Source organism: Novosphingobium sp., from assembly GCF_039595395.1.
In the GTDB taxonomy this organism is placed as follows: Bacteria; Pseudomonadota; Alphaproteobacteria; order Sphingomonadales; family Sphingomonadaceae; genus Novosphingobium.
The window spans coordinates 4,068,780-4,095,198 of the sequence record NZ_JBCNLP010000001.1; the positions used below are offsets into that span (position 1 = coordinate 4,068,780).

The 26,419-nt window shown below is 65.5% G+C and carries 26 protein-coding genes; 14 read left to right on the forward strand and 12 right to left on the reverse strand.

Features of this window, described 5'->3' with window-relative positions:
• The first annotated feature begins 115 nt into the window (after window positions 1-115).
• On the forward strand, window positions 116-2,896 hold the full coding sequence (locus ABDW49_RS18525; protein ID WP_343613783.1) for a phosphoenolpyruvate carboxylase: 2,781 nt from the start codon (window positions 116-118) through the stop codon (window positions 2,894-2,896).
• A 384-nt stretch (window positions 2,897-3,280) separates the two neighbouring features.
• Window positions 3,281-4,066, forward strand: coding sequence for a L,D-transpeptidase family protein (locus ABDW49_RS18530; protein ID WP_343613785.1), 786 nt, complete (start codon window positions 3,281-3,283; stop codon window positions 4,064-4,066).
• Between the two features lie 231 nt (window positions 4,067-4,297).
• On the opposite strand, the gene tilS is transcribed toward ABDW49_RS18530, so the two are convergent.
• The 5 genes from tilS to ABDW49_RS18555 all read right to left on the reverse strand — a co-directional run bounded on the left by tilS (window position 4,298) and on the right by ABDW49_RS18555 (window position 10,498).
• Window positions 4,298-5,263: a tRNA lysidine(34) synthetase TilS gene (gene tilS / locus ABDW49_RS18535; protein ID WP_343613787.1), complete on the reverse strand. Its 966-nt coding sequence runs from the start codon at window positions 5,261-5,263 to the stop codon at window positions 4,298-4,300.
• Window positions 5,254-6,240 (reverse strand): hypothetical protein, encoded by a 987-nt coding sequence (locus tag ABDW49_RS18540; RefSeq protein ID WP_343613789.1) that lies wholly within the window; start codon window positions 6,238-6,240, stop codon window positions 5,254-5,256. The genes tilS and ABDW49_RS18540 overlap by 10 nt, the downstream gene beginning before the upstream one ends.
• Before the next feature lie 199 nt (window positions 6,241-6,439).
• A complete protein-coding gene (locus tag ABDW49_RS18545; protein WP_343613790.1) occupies window positions 6,440-7,471 on the reverse strand; it encodes a RodZ domain-containing protein in 1,032 nt (343 codons plus the stop codon).
• Window positions 7,472-7,631: 160 nt separating this feature from the next.
• Window positions 7,632-9,935 carry a phosphoenolpyruvate--protein phosphotransferase gene (gene ptsP, locus ABDW49_RS18550; protein WP_343613791.1) on the reverse strand — a complete coding sequence of 768 codons (2,304 nt, stop codon included), beginning with the start codon at window positions 9,933-9,935 and terminating at the stop codon, window positions 7,632-7,634.
• Window positions 9,936-10,342: 407 nt separating this feature from the next.
• On the reverse strand, window positions 10,343-10,498 hold the full coding sequence (locus ABDW49_RS18555; protein ID WP_343613793.1) for a DUF465 domain-containing protein: 156 nt from the start codon (window positions 10,496-10,498) through the stop codon (window positions 10,343-10,345).
• 469 nt (window positions 10,499-10,967) lie between these two features.
• Between ABDW49_RS18555 and ABDW49_RS18560 the strand changes: the two genes are divergently transcribed.
• The 5 genes from ABDW49_RS18560 to ABDW49_RS18580 all read left to right on the forward strand — a co-directional run bounded on the left by ABDW49_RS18560 (window position 10,968) and on the right by ABDW49_RS18580 (window position 14,706).
• Complete coding sequence (locus tag ABDW49_RS18560; RefSeq protein WP_206237934.1) at window positions 10,968-11,165, forward strand: DUF465 domain-containing protein; 198 nt, start codon at window positions 10,968-10,970, stop codon at window positions 11,163-11,165.
• Window positions 11,166-11,320: 155 nt separating this feature from the next.
• On the forward strand, window positions 11,321-11,794 hold the full coding sequence (locus ABDW49_RS18565) for a DUF1465 family protein (RefSeq protein WP_343613797.1): 474 nt from the start codon (window positions 11,321-11,323) through the stop codon (window positions 11,792-11,794).
• Window positions 11,795-11,841: 47 nt separating this feature from the next.
• Window positions 11,842-12,711 carry an MBL fold metallo-hydrolase gene (locus tag ABDW49_RS18570; protein WP_343613799.1) on the forward strand — a complete coding sequence of 290 codons (870 nt, stop codon included), beginning with the start codon at window positions 11,842-11,844 and terminating at the stop codon, window positions 12,709-12,711.
• A gap of 221 nt (window positions 12,712-12,932) precedes the next feature.
• The gene (gene nadA / locus ABDW49_RS18575; RefSeq protein ID WP_343613801.1) at window positions 12,933-13,919 is read left to right on the forward strand and encodes a quinolinate synthase NadA; all 987 of its coding nucleotides are present in this window, start codon (window positions 12,933-12,935) and stop codon (window positions 13,917-13,919) included.
• A 214-nt stretch (window positions 13,920-14,133) separates the two neighbouring features.
• Window positions 14,134-14,706, forward strand: a complete 573-nt coding sequence (locus ABDW49_RS18580; RefSeq protein WP_343613803.1) for a carboxymuconolactone decarboxylase family protein — start codon at window positions 14,134-14,136, stop codon at window positions 14,704-14,706.
• A 260-nt stretch (window positions 14,707-14,966) separates the two neighbouring features.
• Here ABDW49_RS18580 and ABDW49_RS18585 read toward each other — a convergent pair whose 3' ends face one another.
• Entirely contained in the window at window positions 14,967-15,305 is a 339-nt protein-coding gene (locus ABDW49_RS18585; protein WP_343613806.1) for a hypothetical protein, read from the reverse strand.
• A gap of 26 nt (window positions 15,306-15,331) precedes the next feature.
• On the reverse strand, window positions 15,332-16,018 hold the full coding sequence (gene lipB / locus ABDW49_RS18590) for a lipoyl(octanoyl) transferase LipB (RefSeq protein ID WP_343613807.1): 687 nt from the start codon (window positions 16,016-16,018) through the stop codon (window positions 15,332-15,334).
• A 136-nt stretch (window positions 16,019-16,154) separates the two neighbouring features.
• On the opposite strand from lipB, the gene ABDW49_RS18595 reads away from it, so the two are divergent.
• Window positions 16,155-17,045 carry a glycerophosphoryl diester phosphodiesterase membrane domain-containing protein gene (locus ABDW49_RS18595; RefSeq protein WP_343613808.1) on the forward strand — a complete coding sequence of 297 codons (891 nt, stop codon included), beginning with the start codon at window positions 16,155-16,157 and terminating at the stop codon, window positions 17,043-17,045.
• Between the two features lie 254 nt (window positions 17,046-17,299).
• Here ABDW49_RS18595 and ABDW49_RS18600 read toward each other — a convergent pair whose 3' ends face one another.
• The 3 genes from ABDW49_RS18600 to ABDW49_RS18610 all read right to left on the reverse strand — a co-directional run bounded on the left by ABDW49_RS18600 (window position 17,300) and on the right by ABDW49_RS18610 (window position 19,009).
• Window positions 17,300-17,929, reverse strand: a complete 630-nt coding sequence (locus ABDW49_RS18600) for a methyltransferase (protein WP_343613809.1) — start codon at window positions 17,927-17,929, stop codon at window positions 17,300-17,302.
• A 169-nt stretch (window positions 17,930-18,098) separates the two neighbouring features.
• Window positions 18,099-18,443, reverse strand: a complete 345-nt coding sequence (arsC, locus tag ABDW49_RS18605) for an arsenate reductase (glutaredoxin) (protein ID WP_343613810.1) — start codon at window positions 18,441-18,443, stop codon at window positions 18,099-18,101.
• A 32-nt stretch (window positions 18,444-18,475) separates the two neighbouring features.
• Window positions 18,476-19,009 (reverse strand): (2Fe-2S)-binding protein, encoded by a 534-nt coding sequence (locus tag ABDW49_RS18610; protein WP_343613812.1) that lies wholly within the window; start codon window positions 19,007-19,009, stop codon window positions 18,476-18,478.
• Between the two features lie 262 nt (window positions 19,010-19,271).
• Between ABDW49_RS18610 and dxs the strand changes: the two genes are divergently transcribed.
• Entirely contained in the window at window positions 19,272-21,206 is a 1,935-nt protein-coding gene (gene dxs, locus ABDW49_RS18615; protein ID WP_343613814.1) for a 1-deoxy-D-xylulose-5-phosphate synthase, read from the forward strand.
• A complete protein-coding gene (locus ABDW49_RS18620) occupies window positions 21,203-21,658 on the forward strand; it encodes a DUF2141 domain-containing protein (RefSeq protein ID WP_343613816.1) in 456 nt (151 codons plus the stop codon). Before dxs ends, ABDW49_RS18620 begins: the two co-directional genes overlap by 4 nt.
• An 85-nt stretch (window positions 21,659-21,743) precedes the next feature.
• Here the strand turns inward: ABDW49_RS18620 and ABDW49_RS18625 are convergent, their stop codons facing one another.
• Entirely contained in the window at window positions 21,744-22,382 is a 639-nt protein-coding gene (locus ABDW49_RS18625) for an ABC transporter substrate-binding protein (protein ID WP_343613818.1), read from the reverse strand.
• A 324-nt stretch (window positions 22,383-22,706) separates the two neighbouring features.
• Here ABDW49_RS18625 and ispH point away from each other — a divergent pair, with 324 nt between their 5' ends.
• From ispH to ABDW49_RS18645, 4 genes are all read left to right on the forward strand, one after another.
• Window positions 22,707-23,669: a 4-hydroxy-3-methylbut-2-enyl diphosphate reductase gene (ispH, locus tag ABDW49_RS18630; RefSeq protein ID WP_343613820.1), complete on the forward strand. Its 963-nt coding sequence runs from the start codon at window positions 22,707-22,709 to the stop codon at window positions 23,667-23,669.
• Window positions 23,670-23,762: 93 nt separating this feature from the next.
• On the forward strand, window positions 23,763-24,908 hold the full coding sequence (gene hpnH / locus ABDW49_RS18635; RefSeq protein WP_343613822.1) for an adenosyl-hopene transferase HpnH: 1,146 nt from the start codon (window positions 23,763-23,765) through the stop codon (window positions 24,906-24,908).
• An 89-nt stretch (window positions 24,909-24,997) separates the two neighbouring features.
• A complete protein-coding gene (locus ABDW49_RS18640) occupies window positions 24,998-25,525 on the forward strand; it encodes an NAD(P)-dependent oxidoreductase (protein ID WP_343613825.1) in 528 nt (175 codons plus the stop codon).
• Window positions 25,425-25,946 carry a hypothetical protein gene (locus tag ABDW49_RS18645; protein WP_343614383.1) on the forward strand — a complete coding sequence of 174 codons (522 nt, stop codon included), beginning with the start codon at window positions 25,425-25,427 and terminating at the stop codon, window positions 25,944-25,946. Before ABDW49_RS18640 ends, ABDW49_RS18645 begins: the two co-directional genes overlap by 101 nt.
• Window positions 25,947-25,949: 3 nt before the next feature.
• Here the strand turns inward: ABDW49_RS18645 and ABDW49_RS18650 are convergent, their stop codons facing one another.
• The gene (locus ABDW49_RS18650) at window positions 25,950-26,396 is read right to left on the reverse strand and encodes a hypothetical protein (RefSeq protein ID WP_343613827.1); all 447 of its coding nucleotides are present in this window, start codon (window positions 26,394-26,396) and stop codon (window positions 25,950-25,952) included.
• Window positions 26,397-26,419: the final 23 nt, after the last annotated feature.

Below are 26,419 nucleotides of genomic sequence, written 5' to 3' on the forward strand. Positions count from 1 at the left end.
GGCGGGCTTGAGCTAGGCTGACCAGTGACAGAGCCCCCCACGGGCCGACACAACAGGGACAGGGCCGGCCGGAAGAGGCGCTTCGCAAACCCGCCAGTTCGGGAGAGTCTTTACGATGAGCGAATTTGCCGCCCTTGATCGCCGCTTGCAGGAACTGCACGAGCGTACCGCCGAAACCCCGCTGTTCAACCCCGTCTTCCAGCTTGGCCTGGAACTCTCGCGCAAGATGGAAAGCGGCGAGCTGACCCTCGACCGCATCGAAACCATGGTCGCCGAGCTGGAATGCGAGGGCCTGCGTGTCCGCGCCCGCCGCCTGAACCGCCTGGTCTCCCCGGTCGAGCGCGACACCAATCTGACCCGCATCGGCGCCATGGCCGAAGCTGGCGATTTCGCCGGTTTCGCCGCGCGCTGGAATCGCCCGGTCGCCCATATCGTCTTCACCGCTCACCCCACCTTCCTGCTGGCCCGCGCTCAGGCGCAGGCGGTGGCGCAGGCGGCCAGCCAGGGCGATCTCGACAGCGAGACGGTCTGCGCCGCGCCTGCCGCGCGCGACACGATCACGCTCGATTCCGAACATGCCGATGCCATGGCCGCCATCGCCCGCGCGCAAAAGGCCCGCGATGCGATCAACGCCACGCTGCTCTCCAACGCGCGCGGCCGCTGGCCCGACCAGTGGCGCAAGCTGAGCCCCACGCCGGTGCGCTTCGCCAGCTGGGTCGGCTATGACATGGATGGCCGCACCGACATCGGCTGGCAGACCTGCATCCGCTACCGGCTGGAGGAAAAGGCCGAGCGCCTCGCTTCCTACGCCGCCCTGCTGGAAGAGATCGCGCCCGAGATCGCCGAAAAGCTGGCCGCCGCCGGGGCGCATAGCCAGGCCATGGCCGCGCTCTTTGCCGGTGACATGACCAATCCCGCGGCCGTCAACGATGCCGCCAACCAGCTCACCGCCGACGGCCCCGAAAAGCTGGTCACGCTGGCCCCGACCATCGCCGCGCTGGAAAAGCTGGCCGCCGCCAGCGATGACGACACCGCGCAGGCCCTGCTGGTTGCCGCCGCCGCAATGCGCGCCGATGGTCTGGGCATGTCGTGGATTCACTTCCGCGTGAACAGCTCGCAGCTTCAGAACGCGATCCGCCGCCGCATCGATCCCGATGGCACGCTGGATCTGGCCAGCCAGGCCGCGCTGCGCAAGATGCGCGAGCTGCTGGCCGAGGTGAAGCCGCTGCGCAGCAATTTCGCCGCGCTGGCGATCGAGAATTCCACCGCCGTCCGCCTGTTCCTGACCATGGCGCAGATCCTTCAGCACATCGATTCGGAAACCCCGATCCGCATGCTGGTGGCCGAATGCGAACAGCCCACCACCGTGCTGGCCGCGCTCTATTTCGCCAAGCTGTTCGGGGTGGAAGACAAGGTTGACGTCTCGCCCCTGTTCGAGACCGAAACCGCGCTGGAACATGGCGGCCGCTTCATCGACGACCTGCTGGCCGAGCCTGCCTATCGCGCCTATGCCCGCCTGCGCGGCCGTCTGGCCATCCAGACCGGCTTTTCCGACGCGGGCCGCTTCGTGGGCCAGATCCCCGCCAGCCTCGCCATCGAGCGCCTGCAGGGCCGCCTGTCCGAAGCCATGACCGCCAATGAGCTGAGCGATGTCTCGGCGCTGATCTTCAACACCCATGGCGAGAGCATGGGGCGCGGCGCCCACCCCGCCAGCATGGCCGACCGCCTCGCATGGCCGCTGTCGCCCTGGGCGCGCCGCCGCTTCGTGCGCGCGGGCATCCGCCTTGAGCCCGAGGTCAGCTTCCAGGGCGGCGACGGCTATCTGTTCTTCGGCACCGACGATCTGGCGCTGGCCACCCTCACCCGCTTTATCGAACTCGCCCCCGCCGAGGCCGATCCCTACGCGCCGACCGATCCCTTCTATCGCCGCACCGATCTGTCGCTCGACTTCTATCGCGCGATCCGCCGCGTGCAGCAGCAGCATCTGACCTCCAGCACCTATGCCCGCGCGGTGACGGCTTTCGGTCTGGGCCTGCTCAACGACACCGGCAGCCGCAAGAGCCGCCGCCAGAGCGACGTCTCGGCCGACCGCAGCATGAGCCTGCGCCAGATCCGCGCCATCCCGCACAATGCCATCCTGCAGCAGCTCGGCTATCCGGTGAACATCATCGCCGGTTTCGGGACGGCGGCTGAGGGCAATTACGAGGCCATGGCCGATCTGCTGGCCTCCAGCGACCGTGGCCGCCAGATGGTGCGCCTCGTCCGCTCGGCCAATGCGGTGGCCAGCATCAAGACTGCCACCGCCTTTGGCGAGCTGTTCAACTCCGCCTATTGGGCCAGCCGCCCCTATCGCGGGGACGAGAACCATATCGCCCAGGGCTGCCTCGCGCTGGCCGAATATCTCACCTCCGACGACCGCACCGGCGTGTTCCGCCGTCTGGCCACCCGCCTGCGCGTCGATTCGCTGAAACTGCACCGCCTGCTCAGCCTGATCCCCGAGGAGCCGGGCGGCCTCTCGCCTCAGGACCGCGAGCATACGCGCCGCTCGATCGGCGTGCTTCAGGCGCTGCGCCTCGCGCTGTTCCAGCATATGTTCCTGAAAGTGGTGATGGTCCCCGCCTTCAGCCGCGCCAATGACATCACGCCCCATGACGTGATCGAGATGGTCTTCACCCTGCGCGTGGATGAGGCGCTGGCGCAGTTGAAGCGCGCCTTCCCCACCAGCTTCCCCAGCCTGTCGGACTTCAAGGTCGACGAACCCGCCGACTATCCCGACGATGCGGCGCATGGCTATACAGCGATCCACCGCGATTATATCGATCCGCTGGAACGGTCGCACCAGCTGACCCTGCGGATCGGCACCGCCATCGCCAATGAGTTCGGGGCGCACGGGTGATGAGGGTTTGAAGAAGTAAAAAGGTGAATGCGAGGGTGTTACACCCTCGCGCTCCCATTAATGTCTGCGTGAGTGCTTCGGGTTCGGCCTTGCGCTAAGTTTGCCGCGCCGCAGGCTTTAAACGATAAAAAGGCGCCGGGGCTTCCTGCCTGCGGCGCCTTTTTTTGCCTGCGGGAAGTTCGCGCAACATCAGGATGCCACCAATCTTTCGTCGGAAGACGTTCTGGGAGCGCGAGGGGGTAACCCCCTCGCATCTTCCTTCCCCTTCCAAAAACGTAAACCTTTCCCCCGCGCCTGTCCCCGGCTGGAACAGCGCCGCCAAGGCTCTGGCGTTTTTGCAGGCTTTAAGGCAGCGTTGATGGGTCGCATGCTTTAAAGGCCCGCATGAACGCCATGGTCAACACCGCCGCCCTTCTCCAGCCCCGGCACCTGCCGAAGATCGCCGCCGTGGCGGCGGGGGCCGCGCTGCTGGCTGGCATCGGGCTGGTCAAGGCGGACCAATATCTCGGCACGGCGCATCTCTCGCCGCAGGGCATCGCCGCCGCGCATCAGCCCAAGCCGATCACCGCGAAGGAACTGGCCGCTGCCGCGCCTTCGGGAGAAGCCCTGCCGCCCGGCACGCCCAGGACCGAGCCCTCCGCCGGCGCCAGCTTCGCGCCTGCCTTCGAGGCGGAAGGCACAGCCAAGGCTCCGTCCCCCGCCCCGGCACAGGCCGATGCGGCGACCGAGACGCTGGTCATCCATCGCACCCTGCCCATCACCGAGCCGATCAAATACGGCCAGTGGTTCTGGAACGAACAGGGCGCCCCCGCCGGGCCGATCGTCATCACCGTCGACCTCGACGCGCGGGTGCTCTCGGTGTTCCGGGCCGGCTACGAGATCGGCACCACCGCCGTGCTGCTGGGCACGCAGGAAAAGCCGACGCCGCTGGGGGTCTTCCCGATCACCCAGAAAGACGCGCACCATATGTCCAACCTCTATGACGCGCCGATGCCCTATATGATGCGGTTGACCAACGATGGTGTCTCGATCCACGCCACTCATGTGCAGAATGGATACGCCAGCCATGGTTGCGTTGGCGTGCCTCTGGACTTCGCGCAGAAGGTGTTCGGGGTGACGAAGCTGGGGGACAAGGTGTTTATCACCCGCAGCGGGAAGACGAAGGTTTAAGCAAGGATAGGGGCGAGGGCCATCGCCCTCGCGCTCCCTTTAATGTCTGCGTAGCGCACTGGGTTCGGCCTTGGGCAAAGTTTGCCGCGCCGCAGGCTTTAGAAACAACTACCTGCGGCGCCTTAGGTGGTGCTGGTGGAGAGCCTTGGCGCAAGGATCGGGCGTCGCTACCCTTTTGTCGGAAGACGTCATGGGAGCGCGAGGGGGTAACCCCCTCGCATCTTCTACTTCCTAAACCCTTCTCTTGGGCCCCTTCATAAAACTCCACCCGGAGGGCAGAGGCCGCACCACCAGATCCCCGATCGAGGCGGGCTGCCGCGCGACCAGAGCATCGAACAGCCGCGCCACGGCCTGCCCGCGCGCCGCTTGTCCATCCAACTGCTCGACGATCCGCGCCACCACCCGCAAAGCCACCGCACGCGGCGCCTGAGGGCGATAGACCAGCCCCATCGGCTCCTTCACAACCTGCTCGGCCCATTCGCGCGCTGCGGCCCAGTCCAGAGCGGCGTCCGCATCGGCGAGATGAGCAGCGGCCTGCGACCATGCGGGCACATCGATCCATGCAGCATCAGCCAAAGCCTGCCTCACCCGCACGCGATCATAGGCCGGGTTGCGGTTGGAGGGATCATCGGCGGCCTCGAAACCCGAAGCGGCGATCACTCCCGCCAGTTCCGCGCGGCGCCAGCCCAGCAGGGGGCGCAGCAGCGGCAGGCGGGTCGCGGGGACCAGACCGCGCTCGCGCACCCCGGCCAGCCCCGAGACGCCGCTGGCGCGATTGAGGCGCATCACCAGAGTCTCGGCCTGATCGTCGGCATGGTGAGCCGTGGCCAGCGCTGAAAGGCCCTCACGCTCCATCCAGGCGGCCAGAGCGGCATAGCGGGCGTCGCGCGCCTGAGCCTGCACATTGCCCTCCTCCACGCTGACAGCCAACGTGGCGTGGGGCACATCCAGCAGCGCGCAGATGCGGGCGACCTCGGCGGCCTCGGCGGCGCTTTCGGGGCGCAACCCGTGGTCCACCGTGGCGGCGGCCACGCGGCCGGGCAGCGCGGCATGGGCGATCAGCAGCAGGGCCAGACTGTCAGGCCCGCCCGAAACGGCGAGCCCCAGCAGGGGCCCGCCTTTCGTGCTTTCCGGCCAGATCCGCGTCAGCTCCGAAGCGAAGCGCTCCGCCTGGGCTGCACCTGCCGTCAGTTGCACGCCGCCCTTTTGCGGATATCGTCATACTGGCTGCGCAGACGCCCGGCGGCCTCGGTCTTGTAGGTGTCGGAAAACTCGCCCAGCGCGATGCAGGCGCGGCTGCTGTCCTTCAGGTCGACCATCGCCTGCGCAAGGTAGAGCAGGCTGTCGGCGGCGCGCTCGCCGCGCTTGTTGCCCTGATAGTTCTGGAGGAACCAGTTGGCGGCCTCACGCGGCTGGTTGTCGTCCAGATAGGCGCGGCCCAGCAGGTTCTTGGCGTAGCTGATGCGCTTGTGGCGCGGATATTTGTCGATGTAGAGCTTCAACTGCTGAGCGGCCTCGGGGTAGAACTTGGCCTCCCACAGCTTGAAGCCATAGGTGTATTCATCCTCGCCCGGATCGTCGGTCTGCGGCTTGACGATGGCCTTCACCGCCGCGACGCGCGAGGCGGGCGGCTTGGCAGGCGGCGTCGGCGTACTGGCCACCGGGGCGACCACCGGGGCGGGCTTAGGCTTGGCCACCGGCGGCGGCGTGTAAGCGGGCTGACCGGCGGGCAGCGGCGTGGCGCCCACGTCCGGCTGCGGGCCGGTGTAGGGGGGCGGGGTGACCACGGTGGAAGAACCCGGCGCCGAGGGGGCCGCGCTTTCCATCTTGCGCAGGCGGTTCGACATTTCCTCGACCTGAGCGGTGAGGCGCGCGTTCTGCCCTTCGAGCGCATCCATGCGCGTCAGCAGATCGGTGACCGGCGTGGTGGCGGGCGAACCGGGCTGGGGCGTGGGCGCGGCGGGCGCCGAGCCGTCGGAGGGGAAGAATTTCGGATCGCCGCCGGGGAAGACCTGGCGCTGAAGGGCGCGCACTTCGGCCTCCAGCTTGCGCAGGCGGATTTCATCCACCGTGCCTTCCTGAGCATGCACCACCGGCACCGCCACCAGCGATGTGCCGCAAGCCAGCACCGCCAGCGCAACCGCGCGCAGCTTGCCCCGCCGCATCTGTGTCATCGTCCGTCGCTCCAAACAGGCCCTGTGGCCCTTACGCGCCTGCGACCGGCGACCCCGTCGATCCCAGACTTTCAAAAACTTGCCTTTGATGCATCAAGGACGCGGCTCTTGTCGAGCCGCGCCCCTGCATGATGCACCGCTTTGCGCCGGAATGCCCTGCTGCAACTGTGGATAGCGCAGGGCAGTCACGGCGAAAAGATCAGGGATTTCCCGTGGTTGCAGCCGGTTGGGTCACCAGCGGCACGCCAGCGGGCAGCACGCCGCCGCTGGTCACCGTTTCGCCGCGCGTCTTGTGGCGGCGGGGACGGGGGGTGTGGTGAACCGCAGCGCTGGCGCTCGGGCTGGGCGATGCCGCCGGTGTCGCGGCAGGCGTCGAAGAAGGCTGCGCACTGGGCGCCGGTGAGGCCTGACCCGAAGCCTGCGCCGAAGGCTGAGCCGCAGGCGCCGCATTGCCGCGCGCATTCAGCGCGGCGGCGGTGACGGGCACATCCTTCACCGTCTTCATCTCCTCCGACAGCTTGGGCACGCTCTGGCCGCCGATGGTGATGGTGAGCAGCTCGGGATGGCCGGTGCGCAGCTTGGGATCATGGGCGTCGGCGGGAACCGTGTAGCTTTCCCCGTCCTTGAGCACCTTTTCGGTCAGCGTCTTGCCGTCGCCATCATAAAAACGCACCCAGACGCCCGTGCCCTGCGCGGTGAAGACCACATCGCCGCTGGGCTGGGCCGGCTTGGGCGCCGGGGCCGCAGCGGGCGCGACAGTCGCCGCAGGCGCGGGCGTCTCGGCGGGCAGCAGCGAGGGCAACTCGGCCGCCGGGCTGTAGTAATTGTTCCACCAGACATAGCCGCCCACCGCCGCCACCAGCGCCAGCAGACCGGCCACCCAGGCAAAGGTCGAGGAGGGCACGCGCGCCGGATCGCCCGGCGTGAAAGCGGGCGCGGCAGGCGCCTCGGGCTCGGGCATGGCGCCGGAGTATTCGGCGCGCATCGCCGTCACGATCTCGCCGTCATCCAGCCCGACCGCGCGGGCATAGGTCCGCGCGAAGCCCAGCGCATAGGTGCGCCCCGGCAAGGAAGCAAAATCCCCCGCCTCCAGCGCTTCGAGATGGCGTGCGCGGATACGGGTCTTTTCTCCCAGCTGCTCCAGCGAGAGGCCCGCCGCCTCACGCGCGGCACGCAACCGCCCCCCGGCGGTCAGTGCTGACTGCTGCTCATTTTTGTCTTCGGCACCCATGTGCGATCCCGTTTTCGATGTGTCCGCAAGCCCAGGCCAGAATCAAGGCCAGAGCGGTAAAAAAGTCAACCGCCAAGCCGGGTTGGCAGCGTGGAAATCGTTGAAGTGAAGCACTGCGCGAAAGCCCCCGGTCCGGCCCGATGCGCTGGCGGAGGGGACATCAATCGAAGGTGATGCCCCGCGCCTGTGCCCAGACCAGCAACTGCTGGCGCAAATCCTGTGCCGGTTCATCGAGCAGGCGGTTCATCTCCTCCTCGATCTCATGCAGATGGACCTGCCGCAGCATGCTCTTGATCGGCCCCACCGCGGCGGGCGTGATCGACAGGCGGCGGATCCCCAGACCCAGCAGCGCCAGCGCCTCCAGCTGGCGCCCGCCCATCTCGCCGCAGACGGTCAGCAGCGTGCCATGCTGGCGGCAGGTGCGCGAGACGCGGCGCAGAAAGCGCAGGATCGCGGGGCTCAGCCAGTCGTAACGCTCGGCCAGCTTGGGGTTCGAACGGTCCGCCGCGAAGAGGAACTGCGTCAGATCGTTGGTGCCCACCGACAGGAAGGTCAGCTTGGGGCACAGCACATCGAGCATTTCGGCCAGCGCGGGCACTTCGAGCATGGCGCCGAATTTCACCGCCTCGGGAAGCTGCTTCTTCTGGCCGCGCAGCCAGGCGAGCTGGCCATCGAACACCGCCTTGGCCGCGTCGAACTCCCAGGGTTCGGAGATCATCGGGAACATCACATGCAGCGTGCGCCCGGCAGAAGCCTCCAGCAGCGCGCGGGCCTGCACTTTCAGCAGCCCATCACGCTCCAGAGCGACGCGCAGCGCGCGCCAGCCCATCGCGGGGTTTTCCTCGCTATGGTCCTCGTCATGGCGCAGATAGGGCAGGCTCTTGTCGCCGCCGATGTCCACGGTGCGGAAGACCACCGGCTTGTCGCCCGCCGTATCCATCACATCGCGATAGAGCCGCGTCTGGCGCTCCCGGCTGGGCAAGGTGGCCGAAACGAGGAACTGGAATTCGGTGCGGAACAGGCCCACGCCGTCAGCGCCGGTCAGCGAGACATTGGGCATATCCTCACGCAGGCCCGCATTGACCATCAGCGTGATGCGCTCGCCGCAGGCCGTCACCGGCTGCATGTCGCGCAGGGCGGCATAGGCGGCCTGACGTTCGCGGGTCTTGGCATGGCGCTCGTCGAAGGCGATGACCATATCGCGCGTCGGGCGCACGAAAGCGATGCCCTGATCGGCATCGAGCAGCAGCGGATCGCCTTCCCGCACCAGACCGCGCAGGCTCTTCACGCGGCCCAGCACCGGAATGCCCATGGCGCGCGCCACGATGATGACATGCGCCGTCAGCGAGCCTTCCTCGAGGATCACCCCCTTGAGACGGCGCTTGTCATACTCCAGCAGCTCGGCGGGGCCCAGGTTGCGGGCGATCAGAATGGCGTCGTGACGCAGCCCCATGCTGGCCGCCGTGCCGAGTTGGCCCGAGACGATGCGCAGCAGGCGGTTGGAGAGATCCTCCAGATCATGCATGCGGTCGGCCAGCAATGGATCGTCGATCTGGCGCATGCGCATGCGGGTGCGCTGCTGCACGCGCTCGATCGCGGCCTCGGCGGTGAGGCCGGAATCGATCGCCTCATTGATGCGGCGGCTCCAGCCTTCGTCATAGGCGAACATGCGATAGGTTTCGAGAACCTCGTCATGCTCGCCACCGCCGCCGAATTCGGCCTGCGACGCCATGCGGTCGATCTGGTCGCGCATCTTGTCGAAGGCCATATAGACCCGCTGGCGCTCGGCCTCGGTGTCTTCGGCGACGATATGCTCGATGGTGATGCGCGGCTGGTGATAGACCGCCACGCCCGCCGCCAAACCCTTCACCAGCGTGAGGCCGCGAAGCTGCTCGGGGCCGGTCAGCGCGGCGGAAAGGCCGAAGGCCTCCTCCTCATCGACCAGCTCGGCATTGGCGATCAGTTCGGAGAGCACCATGGCCACCGTCTGCAGCGCCTCGATCTCGATCTCCTCATAGCGGCGCGGATCGACATGCTGCACGCAGAGGATGCCCACCGAACGCTCGCGCCGCACGATGGGCACGCCCGCGAAGGAGTGAAAACGGTCCTCGCCCGTTTCGGGGCGGTAGGAGAAGTCGGGGTGGGCCGCAGCCTCGGCAAGGTTCAGCGTCTCGTTGCGGGCCGCGATGCTGCCGACCAGACCCTCGCCGATGGCCATGCGGGTGACGTGGACCGCCTCCTGCGCCAGACCGCGGGTGGCGAACAGCTCCAGCATGCCCTCGCGCAGCAGATAGATCGAGCAGACTTCCGAATGCAGGCTCTCGCCGATCACCTCGACCACGGTGTTGAGTTTGGCCTGCGCATTCTGGCGGCTGGCCATCACTTCATGCAGACGTGTGAGAATGGTGCGCGCCGCGCTGACGGCGGAGGAGGAGTTTACGGGGCCGACAGGTGCGCTGGTCATGCGCATGGCCTAGCCGAATACGCGGCGAATGCAATGCGCGCAGCGTGACATCAGGCATGAATTGCTTCGCGGGCCGATAAAAGCACAGAACAAATCGCCCGATCATGCATTTCACGCATGCATGTCATGGTGATGTCATCGAAACCATCCATATGGCCGATGAAGAAGGTCGGGTCCGGCGGGATGAAAACATTCTCCCCGCAAGACGCAACGACGCTCCGGGCCACAGTCCGGAGCGCCGCGCATGGGCAGGCCAGCCACAAGCAGATACGCGCGGGCCATCAGCGCCAGTCACGCGCAGGCAAAGCCACACCACCCCATGGAATGACCGATCAAGCCACCACCATGCTGGTCAGTGTAAAACCTGCTGCCTGTCGCCCGCCTGCCAAAGGCAGGAGGAAGCCGGCCTATTGCGCCAGAAGTTCATCCTTGATGCGCAGCTTCGCGCGCTTGAGGGATTGGATGGTGACGGGATCGGGGAGAGGACGGGACAATTCCTGATGGATACGGCGTTCCAGACCGGCATGCTTGGTTTGCAGGGCAGTGTAGTGCGATGTTTCCATGAGCTACTCTCCTTCTCGAAGGCCCAGACCCTTGATCGGCCCGGCCTTGATCGGTTGGATAGGGCGCGAAGCGAGCCTGCCCGATATCGGCAGCCCGCACGCAGCCCGGTTACCCTCATGTCCGCTTGTCCTCTGGAAAGAGGCTTCCTCTGGAGAGGCAGTTAGCGGCTACATCCGGCACAGCCCGTGCAAGTCACATGCATGCATTCCTGCAGGGGATTTCGCCCTGTTGCCCGGTCGTCGGCACGTCTCGTTGACGTCTCTTTCTTTCGTTCCTGAGGCGGCGACCCTGCCACCTTTCCTGCGGTGCCTGTTCCGACTCGGCAAGGCGATGTGCCTTCCGTGATTGTCATAGAGCCACATCGCGCCTATCCTGCCAAGGCCTGTGGCGGTGAGCCGCAGGTGATTGCGACGAGTTGTCATAAATGCCCGATACTGCCTTTCCCTCTTGCGCCCGAGACTGCCGATCATGACCGAGGAAGAACTGCGCAAGCGTCTGGAAATGCTGCGAATCGAACATCGCGATATGGATGCCGCCATCGATGCGCTCAGCGGTGCGGGCACCCAGGACCAGTTGCAGATCGCCCGGCTGAAAAAGCGCAAGCTGCGCCTGAAGGACCAGATCAGCCAGATCGAGGACTATCTGATCCCCGACATCATCGCCTGACGGGAAGCCTCACGCGGGGCGCAGGCCACAGCCCGCATTCGCGCTCCTGTGAAAAGTCCATAGCGTGTCATTTCGGGAACGTCCCGTTTCGGGACCTCCGGTGCCCAAGCGGACATTTGTCATACATGCCCTCCACCGGTTAACAAGGGCAGGCCATGACAAGCACCAGCACCATCAACCCACGCATCGTGGAGGGCCTTTATTGCGAGGCCCTCGTCCTGTCGGATGAGGTACGCGCCACCTTCGACCTGTCGGGCCGCATCGAAACGGCCGGCGACGATATCGACACGCTGCGCATCGCCCTGTCCTGCGAGGCGCTGCGCACCACGACACGGATGATGCATGCGGTGGCCTGGCTGCTGAACCACCGCGCCTATTTCGTGGGCGAACTCAGCGCCTTCCAACTGCGCCGCTATGGCCGGCTGGCACCCGATTTCCCCATCGCCGATCCGGATCGCATGGCCATGCTCAGCCCTTCGGTGCAGACGCTGATCAAGGCGACCGAGAATTTCTACGCCCGCCTGCTGCGCATCGACCGCCAGTGGCGCGAGGATCAGCGCGGCCCCGCCCCCTCGGCGATCGACCGGCTGCGCAGCCGACTCGACCTGCTGCAGCAAGGCGCGGCTTAAACGCTCCCAGTCTCGACAAGCCCCGCCCTGCTCCCCATATGGGCGGCATGGCCCTGCCCCCTCAACCCTGGCCCACCGGCCTTGTCACCTGCCCCGAGCCGCTGGTTCGGCGCATTCTCGCGCCCAATGCCTCGCCCTACACCTACACCGGCACCCAGACCTATCTGGTGGGCACCGACGAGGCCGTGGTGGTGATCGATCCCGGCCCGGCGGAGGACGCCCATCTTGACGCGCTGACCACGGCCATCGGCGGCGCGCAGGTGGTGGCCATCGCCTGCACCCATACCCATCGCGACCATTCCCCCGCCGCCGCGCCGCTCTCCGCGCGCACCGGCGCCCCGATCATCGGCTGCGCGCCGCTGACCATGGAGGATGACGGCCCGCGCGCCGATGCCGCCTTCGATGTCGATTACCGCCCGGACCGCATTCTGGCCGATGGCGAGCAGATCGCCGGGCCCGGCTTCACGCTGACGGCGCTGGCCACGCCGGGTCACACCTCGAACCATCTGTGCTTCGCGCTGGAGGAATCGGGCGCGCTCTTCACCGGCGACCATGTGATGGGCTGGTCGACCAGCGTGGTGGCCCCGCCCGATGGCGATATGGGCGCCTATATGGCCAGCCTCGAGAGGCTCTATGAGCGCGAGGATCGCATCTATTACCCCGCCCATGGTGAGCCCATCGGCAATCCGCGCCAGTTCGTGCGCTCCATGATCGGCCACCGCCGCCAGCGCGAGCGCCAGATCATGAAGCTGCTGGGCGAGGAGGTGGGCGAGATTCCCGCGCTGGTCGCCCGCATGTATGCCGGGCTGGACCCGCGCCTGGTCGGCGCGGCGGGGCGTTCGGTGCTGGCGCATTTGCTCGATCTGATCCGACGCGGGCTGGTGAGGCAGGAGGGTGAGCGTTTCGCGCTGACCTGAAAATCGCCCTGTCGGCATCGGCCCTCTCCCCCGGCCCGGTCACACATCGGTCGTATCCTGTCGGTGGCCGGGCCGGGGGAGAGGGCCGGTGCCGCCCATCCGGCAAAGCCGGATGGCAAAAACGCCAAACAAACTGATAATCACTCGCAATTGGTGTTTTCCCTTGGGGGAACGCCCAAGGCTTCCTAGATGGGCGCAAATTCATCGAGGGAATGCCGTTCATGACCGCCCAGCACCCGTCGCTCGTTGGCATCGACATCCGCGCCGAAATCGAGCGCCTGCGCCGCGAGAAGAATGCCGTCATCCTGGCGCATTACTATCAGAAGCCGGAACTTCAGGATCTGGCCGATTTCGTCGGCGATTCGCTGGAGTTGAGCCGCAAGGCCGCCGAGACCGATGCCGATGTCATCGCCTTTTGCGGCGTGAAGTTCATGGCCGAGGTGGCGAAGATCCTGAGCCCCGAAAAGACGGTGATCCTGCCCGACATGAACGCGGGCTGCTCGCTGGAAGACGCCTGCCCGCCCGCACGCTTCAAGGCGTTCCGCGAGGCACATCCCGACCATATCGCGCTGACCTACATCAACTGCTCGACCGAGGTGAAGGCGCTCAGCGACATCATCGTGACGTCGTCGTCGGCGGAAACGATCCTGCAGCAGATCCCCAAGGACCAGAAGATCATCTTCGGTCCCGACCGCCATCTGGGCGGTTACCTGTCGCGCAAGTTCAACCGCGAGATGCTGCTGTGGCCCGGCGTCTGCATCGTGCATGAGGCCTTCAGCGAGACCGAACTGCTCAAGCTGAAAGCCCAGCACCCCGGTGCGCCGATCGCGGCGCATCCGGAATGCCCGCCCACCATCGTCGACCATGCCGACTATGTGGGCAGCACCAGCGGCATCCTCAACTATGCCAAGGCGATGACCGGCGACACGCTGATCGTCGCGACCGAGCCGCATATCATCCACCAGATGCAGCTCGCGATCCCCGGCAAGACCTTCATCGGCGCGCCGGGCGGCGACGGCAACTGCAACTGCAACATCTGCCCCTATATGGCGCTCAACACGCTGGAAAAGTTGTATATCAGCCTGCGCGACCTGTCCCCGCGCATCGAGATCGAGGAAAGCCTGCGCCTGAAGGCCAAGCACAGCCTCGACCGCATGCTGGAGATGGCCAGCGGCAGCGTCGGCAAGGGCGATCTGGGCAACCGGTAAAGCAAAAGGCGTGATTTAAGAATCACGCCTTTTGCTCTCGTTCCTGTTGCCGCATCGTTTTTACGAAAAACCGGTCCCCACTTTTTCGCACGATGCTGATATTATCGGGAAAGCAGCGCGGCTCGCCGGTTTTTTCTTGGCCGGCGGGCCGTTTCCGTGTTCTCTTCGCAGATGCAGCGCATCCCCCCTCGCGCCTGCATCAAAAGGAGCACACATGCGTCTGCCCCAACTCGACCACACCACCCTCGAAGGCGACCAACTGGCCCTCTATGAGGATATGAAAGCCGGCATTCACAAGAACTTCGCCGGCTTCACCGCCATCGACAGCAAGGACGACCTGATCGGTCCCTGGAACCCCTGGCTGACCTTCCCGCAATTTGGCGGCCCGGTCTGGAAGCTGGTGCTGGCGCTGGGCGACAACCCGGTCCTGCCCAAACCCATCCGCGAGATCGGCATCCTCGTCACCGGCGCGCATTTCCATTCCGCCTACGAGCTTTACGCCCATATCCTCGTCGCCAAGCTGCGCGGGCTGTCCGACGCCAAGGTCCGCACCATCAGCAGCGGCAACCGACCGTCCGACCTCACCTATGAGGAAGGCCTCGCCTACGACCTCGCCTCCACACTGGTGAACGGCGGCATCGTGCCCGAAATCCTCTATCAGGAAGCCGAACTCGCCTTCGGGCGCGCCGGGACGGCGGAGTTTATCTATCTGGTCGGGCTTTACTGCATGGTGTCGACCACGCTGAACGGGTTCAAGGTGCCTTTGCCCGAGGATGAAGATTTGTAAGAAAAGAATAAGTGCGAGGGGGTTACCCCCTCGCGCTCCCGGAACGTCTTCCGGCGCAAGGGTGGTGGCTCCGCATCGTGGCGCGCCACCGCTCCACCAGCGCAACGAAAAGGCGCCGCAGGCAGGAAGCCCCGGCGCCTTTCTGTCGTTTAAAGCCTGCGGCACGGCGAACTATGCGCAAAGCCGAACCCGATGCGCACCGTAGACATGAATGGGAGCGCGAGGGTGTAACACCCTCGCACCTACCCTTTCTTCCAACCTTACTGAGCAGGCGAAGCCTTATCCGCAGGCTTGTCGGCAGCAGCACCCTGGTCAGCTTTCAAAGCATCCATGGCCTGCTTCAGGTCGGCGGCATCGCTGGTGGCATCCTCGGCCGCCTGCGATCCGACATCCTTGCGGGGCGCGAGCGGCGGGGTGGAGGTGGGCGTTTCGACCGGCACCATGGCATCGCTGGTCGAGGTGGGCAGCACCTCACCCTCGGCGGAGCGGGAGTCTTCGGTCTTTTCCGGCTTGCTGTGGCAGGCCGACAGGGCCAGCACCGCAGCGGCGGCAAGCGCCAGCGAGGTGGTCTTGGCAATGGTCATCTTGAGAGCGGGCATAGAGTCCTCAGGCAAGATCAGGGGCGTTACCCCTGGGGGGGACAGGGCTGGTCGAGCATGGCGAGAAACTCATCCGCGCGCGCCAGCAGGGCCTCATCCCATTGCACCGCCGAAACCTTGATGCCAAGCCTTTCGAGGCTGGTGACGCCTTTTTCGGCGATTCCGCAGGGCACGATGCCGGAAAAATGCGTCAGATCGGGCGAGAGATTCACCGAAAAGCCATGCATCGTCACCCACTTGCGGATGCGCACGCCGATGGCGCCGATCTTCGCTTCGGAGCCGTCGATGTCGCGGGTCCAGATCCCCACGCCCGCGTCGGAGCGCCAGCTTTCCACGCCGAAATCACGCAGCGTGGCGATCACCCAGCTTTCCAGCGCGGACACGAAGCCGCGCACATCGCGCTTGCGTTTGGTCAGGTCGAGCAGGACATAGCCGATGCGCTGCCCCGGCCCGTGATAGGTGTAACGCCCGCCGCGCCCGGCCTCGACGATCTCGAAGCGCGGATCGAGCAGGTCGGAGGCCGCCGCGCTGGTCCCCGCGGTGTACACCGGCAAATGGTCAAGCAGCCAGATCAGCTCGCCCGCGCTGCCCTCGGCAATGGCGGTGTTGCGCGCGGTCATGGCCTCAAGCGCCTCGCGATAGGGCACGGGCTCGGCTTCGTGGCGGAACTCGAGTGGGCGGGTCAGGGCGGCGGTTGAGGGACTCGGCGACATACGGGATTGCCTGAAACGATTTGCCGTCGTTATCAAGAGGGCATAGTGAGGGCACAGAGTGAATGCCCGGCAGCACTGCCGGGCGCAGCCCTGCCAAACAGGGCGAGAAAACGTGCCGCAAAGGGGGCCCACATCCATGCGTTTCGATGGCAATCTGGCCTGGCAGCAGGCCGTTCGCCTGTGCAGCGCCAACAAGGAACTGCTGCTGGTTCTGGCCGGCGTCTTCTTCTTCCTGCCCGGCGTCACCTCGGCCTTCTTCCTTTCCGGGCTGCAGGAACAGATGATGCGCGACGTGGCCGCCGCCAACCAGCAGGACCCCAGGGCCGTGCTGCAGGCACTGGGCGGCATCTATACGCAGATCGCGCCCTATATCGCGCTGCTGCTGCTGGTGCAGACGGTGGGCATGATGGCCATGATGGCGCTGCTGACCGATTCGGCGCGGCCCACGGTGGGTCAGGCCATCCTGCTTGGCCTGAAGCGCCTGCCCACCGTGCTGGGCGTCGGCATTCTGCTGATCATCGGCTATTTCCTCACCGCGCTGGTCTTCGTGCTGGTGCTGGGCGTGATCGGCGCCCTGCTGGGCGCGACCGGCACCGGCATGAGCGGCCCCGTCGTGATCGTGGTGGCCATCGGCACGGCTGCCTTCCTCGCCTTCCTGATCTATGCCGTCACCCGCCTGTCGATGACCCTGCCCGCCATCGTCATCGACCAGATCGGCAACCCATGGCACGCCCTGCGCCGCTCATGGAGCCTGACAAGCGGCAACACCGCCGGGCTGCTCGGCTTCTATCTGGTGCTGATGATCGCCTATGTGGTGATCGTCTCGCTGACCTTCATGGTGCTGGGCACACTCGTGAAACTGGGCACGGCGGAATACAGCAAGGCCTACTTCACCACCAACGGCCTCGTCTCCGGCCTGATCGGCGGGGCGGTGAGCATCCTGGCCAGCGCGATCATCGCCGCGGTGCACGGGCAGCTCTCGGGCCAGTTTTCGGGGCGGGAGTCGCTGTCGGATACGTTTCGGTGAAGGTTTAAGAAGGTGAATGCGAGGGCCATCGCCCTCGCGCTCCCTTTAATGTCTGCGTGGCGCTTCGGGTTCGGCCTTAAGCCAAGGTCGCTGCGCCGCAGGCTTTAAACGACAAAAGACGCCGGGGCATTCCTGCCTGCGGCGCCTTTGTTGTGCTGGTGGAGAGTTGGCGCGCACCGGTCGGGCGCCACTGCCCATGCGTCGGAAGACGTCATGGGAGCGCGAGGGGGTAACCCCCTCGCATCTTCTCTTCCTTAAGCCTCTTCCTTCCACCCCCAGTAAAGGAAGCAAGGCGGCACATTGATAAACTCCATCGCATTATCGATGCGCGCGAAGTGCCGCGCCATAAAGGCCCGCGCCCGCGAGGTGAACTGATAGACCAGAAACGCCCCGCCGGGCCGCAGCACGCGGTGCGTGGCCGAGGCGATGGCCGGGCCCACGCCATCGGGCAGGGTCGAGAAGGGCAGGCCGGAAAGCACGTAGTCGGCGTGATCATGACCATGGGCGCGCACGATGGCTTCGACATCGGCGGCCGAGCCGAGCACGGCGACGAAGCGGCTGTCGGCGATGGTGGCGTTCAGATAGTCGATGAACATCGGATTGGTGTCGATGACGATCAGCATGCCGTCGCGGCGCAGGCGGCTGAGCACCGGGCGGCAGAAGGTGCCGACGCCGGGGCCATATTCGACGAAGAGCTTGCACTCGTCCCAGTTCACCCGGCTCAGCATCTTGTTGATGGTGAAGCGCGATGAGGGGACGATCGAGCCGACCATCACCGGGTTACGCAGGAAGCCTTCCAGAAACACGCCCCAGGGCCCGAGGCGGCGCTTGACCCGGCTTTTGAAGCTTTCGAAGGGCGCCTCGCGGACAAGTTCACCTGTCATCTTTTCGTCGTTTCCCTGAGCTATCATCTTCGATGTTCGGGCGTGATGTGCCCATTTGCCCCGATTAATGCAAGCAGACGGGTGTTAGCGCTGTCTCGCCGCGGGGCGTATCCTGCGCAATACGGTGGATAATCACCCTCCGATGCCACCAGCCGTGGCAGAACTTCGGTCAGATGATCTCGTTGATTCGCTCTTGCGGACGGCACAGGCGCACGCCCTTGTCGGTTTCCACCAGCGGGCGCTCGATCAGCACGGGGGTGGCGACCATGGCGGCCAGCACGGTGGCATCGTCGGCGTCAGGCAGGCCGCGCTCGACGACGTCGGTGTTGCGGGTGCGCAGGCCCTGCTGCGGGGTCATGCCGGCATCGCGATAGAGCTGGGCCAGCTTTTCGGCGCTGGGCGGGGTCTTGAGATATTCCACCACGGTCAGGTCGATGCCCGGCACCGCCTGCAGAATCGCCAGCGTCTTGCGCGAGGTGGAACAGGCCGGATTGTGCCAGATGGTTGCATGCATCGAAGGAGATCCCTGCTGAAATTTCCCCGCCTTTAGCGACCCGGCGTAGCTCCGCGCAAGGCAGGGACATTCTGCGCGACGCCGGGCGCTGGGATGGCGGCGATTTTCTCCTCGCCGCGCATCACCCGCGCGGCGCGATGGATGGCGCGCAGCAGGCGCGGATAGACGCCGCAGCGGCACAGGCCGGTGATCGCGGCCTTGATGTCGGCGTCGGTGGGATTGGCATTGGCCGCTAGCAGCGCCGCCCCGGCCAGCACCAGTCCCGGCGTGCAAAAGCCGCATTGCACCGCCCCTTCGGCCATCATCGCCTGCTGCACGGGGTGCGAGCGGTCATGGCTCAGCCCCTCGATCGTGGTGACGCTGCGCCCTTCGGCCTGCGCCAGGCTCATCTGGCATGATGGCACCGCCTGCCCGTCGACCAGCACCAGACAGGCGCGGCAATCGCCGCTGCCGCAGCCATATTTGGTGCCGGTGAGGTTGGCCGCCTCGCGCAGGGCCCACAACAGAGGCGTCTGCGGATCAAGGTGAAAGGCCAGAGGATGGCCGTTGACGGTCAGGCTGGGCATCAGCGCGTGGTGGCGCGGGGATGCCTGCCGCGCAAGGATTTTTCCCGGCACTTACCCCCGACCATCGGCCATCAGCCTGGGTTCATCTTGCCAACAGCATTGATTTGAGAGGCTATAGGGCGCATGGCGCCGCCAGAACCGGTCGAGGTTGCGGGCAACCGCCGCCGCCGACCGTTGCAAAAGCACCCCATCAGGGGAAATTGACCGCGCCCGCCCCCCAGAGCGCATCGACAGGGTGGCGCGCGACGTGTAAGGCAGGAAGATGGACTTGGAGCTGTCGACACCGATCCTTGATCGGGTAAAGGTGCCCGCTGACATGCGCGGGCTTGATATGGCCGAGCTGCGTCAGCTTGCCGATGATGTACGCACCGAAATGATCCACACCGTGGGACAGACGGGTGGGCATCTCGGGTCGGGCCTTGGCGTGGTCGAACTGACCGTGGCGTTGCACTATGTGTTCGAAACGCCGCGCGACAAGGTGATCTGGGACGTAGGCCATCAGGCTTATCCCCACAAGATCGTCACCGGTCGGCGCGATCGTATTCGTACCCTGCGCCAGGGCGGAGGCCTGTCGGGCTTCACCAAGCGCACCGAATCCGAATATGATCCGTTTGGCGCGGCGCATTCCAGCACGTCGATCTCGGCGGCCATCGGCTTTGCCATGGCCAACAAGATCGCCAAGCAGCCGGGCAAGGCCATCGCCGTGATCGGTGACGGCTCGATGAGCGCGGGCATGGCCTATGAGGCGATGAACAACGCCCAGGAAGCCGGCAACCGTCTGGTCGTGATCCTCAACGACAACGATATGTCGATCGCCCCGCCCGTCGGTGGCCTGTCGGCCTATCTGGCGCGTCTGGTCTCCTCGCGTCCCTTCCTCGAACTGCGTGGTCTGGCCAAGAAGCTGTCGCGCCACCTGCCCGCCTCGCTGCACAGCGCCGCCAAGAAGACCGACGAATTCGCGCGCGGCATGGTGATGGGCGGGACCCTGTTCGAAGAGTTGGGCTTCTATTATGTCGGCCCCATCGACGGGCACAATCTGGACCAGTTGATCCCGGTTCTGGAAAATGTGCGCGATGCCGCCGAAGGCCCCTGCCTGATCCATGTCGTGACGCAGAAGGGCAAGGGCTATGCCCCGGCCGAAGCGGCGGCGGACAAGTATCACGGCGTGCAGAAGTTCAACGTCGTCACCGGTGAGCAGGTGAAGGCCCCGGCCACGGCGCCCGCCTATCAGAACGTCTTTGGCGAAACGCTGGCCAAGATCGCCGAAACCGATGAGAGCATCGTGGCGATCACCGCCGCCATGCCCGGCGGCACCGGCGTCGACAAATTCGCCAAGGCTCACCCGGAGCGCACCTTCGACGTGGGCATTGCCGAGCAGCATGCCGTCACCTTCGCCGCCGGTCTGGCCGCGCAGGGGATGCGCCCGTTCTGCGCGATCTATTCCACCTTCCTGCAGCGTGCCTATGATCAGGTCGTGCATGACGTGGCGATCCAGAACCTGCCGGTGCGTTTCGCCATCGACCGCGCCGGTCTGGTCGGCGCGGATGGCGCGACTCACGCGGGTACGTTTGACATCACCTATCTGGCCAGCCTGCCCAATTTCGTGGTGATGGCTGCGGCGGACGAGGCCGAACTGGCGCATATGACCGCCACCGCCGTCGCCCATGACAGCGGCCCGATCGCCTTCCGCTATCCGCGCGGCAATGGCGTGGGCGTGCCCCTGCCCGAGGTTCCGCAGCGTCTGGAGATCGGCAAGGGCCGCATCGTGCGCGGCGGCAGCGGCAAGATCGCCATCCTCTCGCTGGGCACCCGTCTGGCCGAGGCGCTCAAGGCCTCCGACGTGCTGGAGGCCAAGGGCCTGCCCACCACCGTCGCGGATCTGCGCTTTGTGAAGCCGCTGGACGACGATCTCATCCGCCGCCTGATCGCCACGCATGAGGTGGTTGTCACCATCGAGGAAGGCAGCGTGGGTGGCCTGGGCGCCCATGTGCTGACCATGGCGAGCGACGAGGGCCTGACCGACAATGGCCTGAAGATCCGCACCATGCGCCTGCCCGACACCTTCCAGGACCATGACACGCCTGACAGGCAGTATGACGAGGCGGGGCTCAATGCGCCGCATATCGTCGATACGGTGCTCAAGGCGCTGCGCTGGAATGAAGCCGGTCTTGCCTCGGGCGCGGAGGCGCGGGCTTGATCGCCGCTGGCCTAATGTTGGCCGGAGCCGCCGCGACGACTGGTGCGCCGCTGGTGGTTCAGGTCGGCAATGTGCGCAATGCGCATGGCCGCGTGATCGTCGCGATCTGCCCGCAGGACAAATGGCTGGCGGAGAATTGCGCGATCAGCGGCAGCGTGCCCGCGCATCCGGGCACCACCACAGTGACGATCGAGCATGTGCCGCCCGGCGAATGGGGCGCTCAGGCCTTTCTCGACGAGAATGGCAACACCGAGATCGATCGCGGCATTTTCGGCATCCCCAAGGAGGGCGTGGGCTTTTCGCGCGACGCCAAGATCGTGATGAGCCCGCCCAAATGGCGCGATGCCGTCTTCAGCCATGGCGCGGCGCCGCAGACGATCAGCTTCAACCTGCGCTATTTCACCGGGCCCAAATCGCCCGAGGAATGGCGCAAGGAAAAGGGCGGCAAGTGATCTTGCCCGGGTAGACAACCAGCGTAGACAAAAGGGCGGCGAGACAACTCGCCGCCCTTTTCCGTTTTCAGCCGGTAGCCGCCGCTTACTGCGGCGAAGCGGCCAGCTTGTTGAGATGCTCGATCAGCGCCGGGGCGCCGCCCTTGGCCAGCGAACCGGCAAAGTCGGCCTGACGGGTCGCCAGCTGGCTCATCGAATTGCGAAAATAGACGTCGATCACCTTCCACTGGCCGCCGCCCTGGCGCAGGCGATAGTTGATCTGCTCGGGCGTGTGGTTGGGGATGGTCAGCGTGGTGCGCACCAGCTTGTCGTTGCCGCGCGTTTCCACCTGCGGGGCGATGGTGAACTTCTCGCCGGTGTAATCGTCGAAATTATGCGCGAATTGCGCGATGGTCAGATTGCGGAAACCCGCGACCAGCGCGCTCTGGTCCTTGGGCGCGATGGTGGTCCAGCTCGGGCCGACGGCCAGACGGGTCATCAGCGGAATGTCGAAGACGCGGTCGATCACCGGGGCGATGCGCTGCGCGCGGCCCGACTGGCCCGCACCCTTGCCCGCCTTCATGATGCCGATCAGGCCGTTGTTGAGCGCATCGACCGAGCCTGCCGCCGGATCGCTGCTCTGCGCCATGGCGGGGGCCACGCCCGCCACCATGCCTGCCACGGGGACCACCGCCAGAGCCACGGCAGCCACGCTTTTCACCCACTGCTTACGCGCATTCATCATCGTCAACACCTGTTGTCTATGCCGCCTCTGACTAGGGCAAGCGGCCTGTCGGAGCCGTGAATGGCCCATACACATGCCATCCATCCCACAGCCGCCCCTGTGTTGCAATCACCCCACAGTTCTCGATGCAACTGTTCCAACTGCATTTTGTTCATCGCCGGGCCAGACTTTGCACGTTAGTCTGACTGTCCGAACGCGGCTGTCTGCTCCATGGCCCCCCGTTTGGACAGACCGCAACATAGGGACAGGCTTTTGCCGCCACACAGAGATTCCAACTGCCTTCAGGCATGGAACGGACAGGAGGACTCCCCCTCTCCTGACACCATGCGTATCCCCCTGCGCGTGTTGCTGGCCTCCCCCCGCGGCTTCTGCGCCGGGGTCGAGCGTGCCATCGCCATCGTCGAACATGCCATCGAGGCGCATGAGGCGCCGGTCTATGTGCGCCATGAAATCGTCCACAATGCCCGCGTCGTGCGCGATCTGGAGGCGCAGGGCGCGATCTTCGTCGAGGAGCTGCATGAGGTTCCCGATGGCGCCGTCACCATCTTTTCCGCCCATGGCGTGCCCGCCAGCGTCGAGGCCGAGGCTGAAAAGCGCGGGCTTCCCGTCTATGACGCCACCTGCCCGCTGGTCTCCAAGGTGCACAATCACGGCATCCGCTTCGCGCGGGAGGGCCGCAACATCGTGCTGATCGGCCATGCCGGCCATGCTGAGGTGGAAGGCACGCTGGGCCAGATCCCCGCGCCGGTCCATCTGGTGGCCACGGCGGAGGATGTCGTCGCCCTGCCGCTGGCTGACGATGCGCCGGTTGCCTATCTCACCCAGACCACCCTGTCGGTCGATGAGACCCGTGCGGTGATCGCGGCGCTGCAAGCGCGCTTTGCCGATTGCGTGGGCCCCGATGTGGCCGACATCTGCTATGCCACCCAGAACCGCCAGACCGCCGTGCGCGATCTGGCCAAACGTGTGGACGCCATCATCGTGGTCGGCGCCGCCAACAGTTCGAATTCGACGCGGCTGGCGGAGATCGCGCGATCCTGCGGCGTTCCGGCCTGGCTGGTGAGCGATGCGCAAGGCTTCGACCCCGCCTGGCTCAATGGCACGATGCGCCTTGGCATCACCGCCGGAGCCAGTGCGCCCGATGTCCTGGTGCAGGAATTGCTCGCGCGGCTTGGACAGACCCGCGATCTTTCTGTATCGGAGCTGGATGGAATCAGGGAGAATGTCTCCTTCAGCCTGCCGCCCGCCCTGCGCCGCCTGAGCGCCCGGTCGGTTCGGGCTGGCTGAAAACCGGACTTTTACGCCCTCTTTACGCCCCCCCTTTATTCTTTGGCGCCCCCCGTCTATATGCGCCCCTGACTGTTCTGGAGTACCACGCGAATGTCGCTTCCTATGGCCCCCATGCTTCGCATCGCCAAGCACGCGATCACCAAGACCATCAAGGGCGACAAATTCCCGCTCGTCCTGATGCTGGAGCCGCTGCTGCGCTGCAATCTGGCGTGCCCTGGCTGCGGCAAGATCGACTATCCCGATGCCATCCTCAACCGCCGCCTGAGCTTTCAGGAGTGCATGGATGCCATCGAGGATTGCGGCGCCCCCGCCGTCTCGATCGCCGGTGGCGAGCCGCTGCTGCACCGCGAGATGGCCAAGATCGTCAAGGGCTATATCGAGCGCAAGAAGTTCGTAATCCTGTGCACCAACGCGCTGCTTCTCAAGAAGAAGATCGCCGAATACGAGCCCAGCCCGTATTTCACCTGGTCGATCCATCTCGATGGCGACAAGCAGATGCACGACAAGGCCGTGGATCAGGACGGCACCTATGATGTCGCGCTGGAAGCGATCAAGCTGGCCAAGGAAAAGGGCTTCCGCGTTCAGGTCAACTGCACCGTCTTCAACGATGCCTCGCCTGAGAGCCTCGCCACCTTCATGGACCACATGACCAGCCTTGGCGTCGAGGTCACCATCTCGCCGGGCTACGCCTATGAGCGCGCCGCCGATCAGGAGCACTTCCTGAACCGCGAGAAGACCAAGAATCTGTTCCGCGAGTTTTTCGCCCGCGGCAATGGCGCGAAGAACTGGAAGTTCACCAACTCGCCGCTGTTCCTCGACTTCCTCGCGGGCAACCGCTCCTATGAGTGCACCCCCTGGTCGATGCCGCTGCGCACCGTCTTCGGCTGGCAGAAGCCCTGCTATCTGGTGGGCGAAGGCTATGTCGAAACCTTTGCCGAGCTGATGGAAGGCACCGACTGGGAGCAGTATGGCGTCGGCAAGTACGAAAAATGTGCCAACTGCATGGTCCATTGCGGCTTTGAGGGCACCGCCGCGCGCGAAGGCATCGTGCGCCCGCTGGAGTTCATGAAGGTCGCCATGAAGGGCGTGAAGACCGATGGGCCCATGGCCCCGGACATCGACCTGTCGAAGCAGCGCCGCGCGGTCGACGTGCACGCCACGCAGGTCGAGCAGGAGCTGGAGAAGATCCGCATCTCCGACCCCGAAGGCTATCGCCGGGCAACGCGCGCGGCCTGAGCCGTTCCGCACTGACACAGAAAGGGCCGCCTCGCCGGATGGTGAGGCGGCCCTTTTTCCATGACCCCACGCCGTGCTAATCCCCTGCCATGCGCGTGCTTCTCACAGGTTCATCCGGCTGGCTTGGCCGCTTTCTCGCCCCTCGCCTGCGCGCCGCCGGGCATGATGTGGTGGGCCTCGATATCGCGGCGGGTGCGGATACGCAGATCATCGGCTCGGTCGCCAACCCCGGCGTGATCCAGAACGCCTTCGATCGCGGGGTGGAGGCGGTGATCCACGCCGCATCGCTCCACAAGCCCGATATCGCGCGCTATCCCGCGCAAGCCTTTGTCGATGTGAACGTCACGGGCACGCTCAACCTGCTGGAGGCGGCGGTGCGGGCCGGGCATGACCGTTTCGTCTTCACCTCCACCACCTCGCTGATGATCAGCCAGACAATCCGCGATGAAAGCACCCCCCAAGGCCGTCTGGCTCGACGAACAGAGCTGCCCCCTGATGCCCCGCAACATCTATGGCGTGACCAAGCTGGCTGCCGAGAACCTGTGCCGCCTCTATGCGCAAACCCGCGGTCTCAATGCCGCGGTGCTGCGCACGGCACGCTTCTTCCCGGAGGATGACGACACCCACGCCACCCCCTCGGGCGAGAATCTGAAGGCCAATGAGCTGCTTCACCGCCGCCTCACGGTCGAGGATGCCGCCGATGCCCATATCGCCGCGCTGCATCGCGCGCCGCAGATCGGCTTCGGCACCTTCATCCTCTCCGCCCCCACCCTTTTCACGCGCGAGCATGCCAGGGCCCTGAAAGAGGATGCATCCGCCGTGATCGCCCGCCTCTTTCCCGAGGCACCAGCACTCTATGCCGCAAAAGGCTGGAGCCTGCCGCGCAGCATCGGGCGGGTCTATGATTCAGCCCATGCCGAAGAGGTGCTGGGCTTTCGCTGCGCCACCAGCTTCGCCGATGTGATGACCGCCCTGCGCGAGGGCCAGGCGATGCCCTTCACGCATGATCCGGCCTATCTCTCCCCCAAGGAGCGCTAGCGCCTATTCCGGCGTCTGCATCTGCGCGACCATCTGCTGGCACAGCTCGCGCTCGGTCAGTTTCTGGGCGCGGGCATTGTCGGCGAAACTCATGGTTCGCCCCTCCGGCACGATTTCGGGATGGCCCACAGAGGCCAGATCCATCCGGCCAACGATCTGCAGGCCGATGATCGTGCCCTCGCGCCCGTCCTTTTCCTGCGCCATGGCGGCAGGCTCAGGCGTCAGCGTGCCGACCAGCGTCTCGGTCACCTTATGCGCCTGGGTCACGTCCTGAGTCGTCGCATGGCCATGATCGGCACAATATTCGATCAGCCCCAGATGGTTGTAGGCGCCGCCCAGTGCCTTCTGCATCTCTGCATCACTGGGGAGCAGATCCTGGGCCTGCACGGCATCGGTCATCACCCCGGTCGTCATGGTGGCAACAGCAAAGAGGACAGCACGCTTGGACACCAGAGACCTCCCGATTGTCAGGC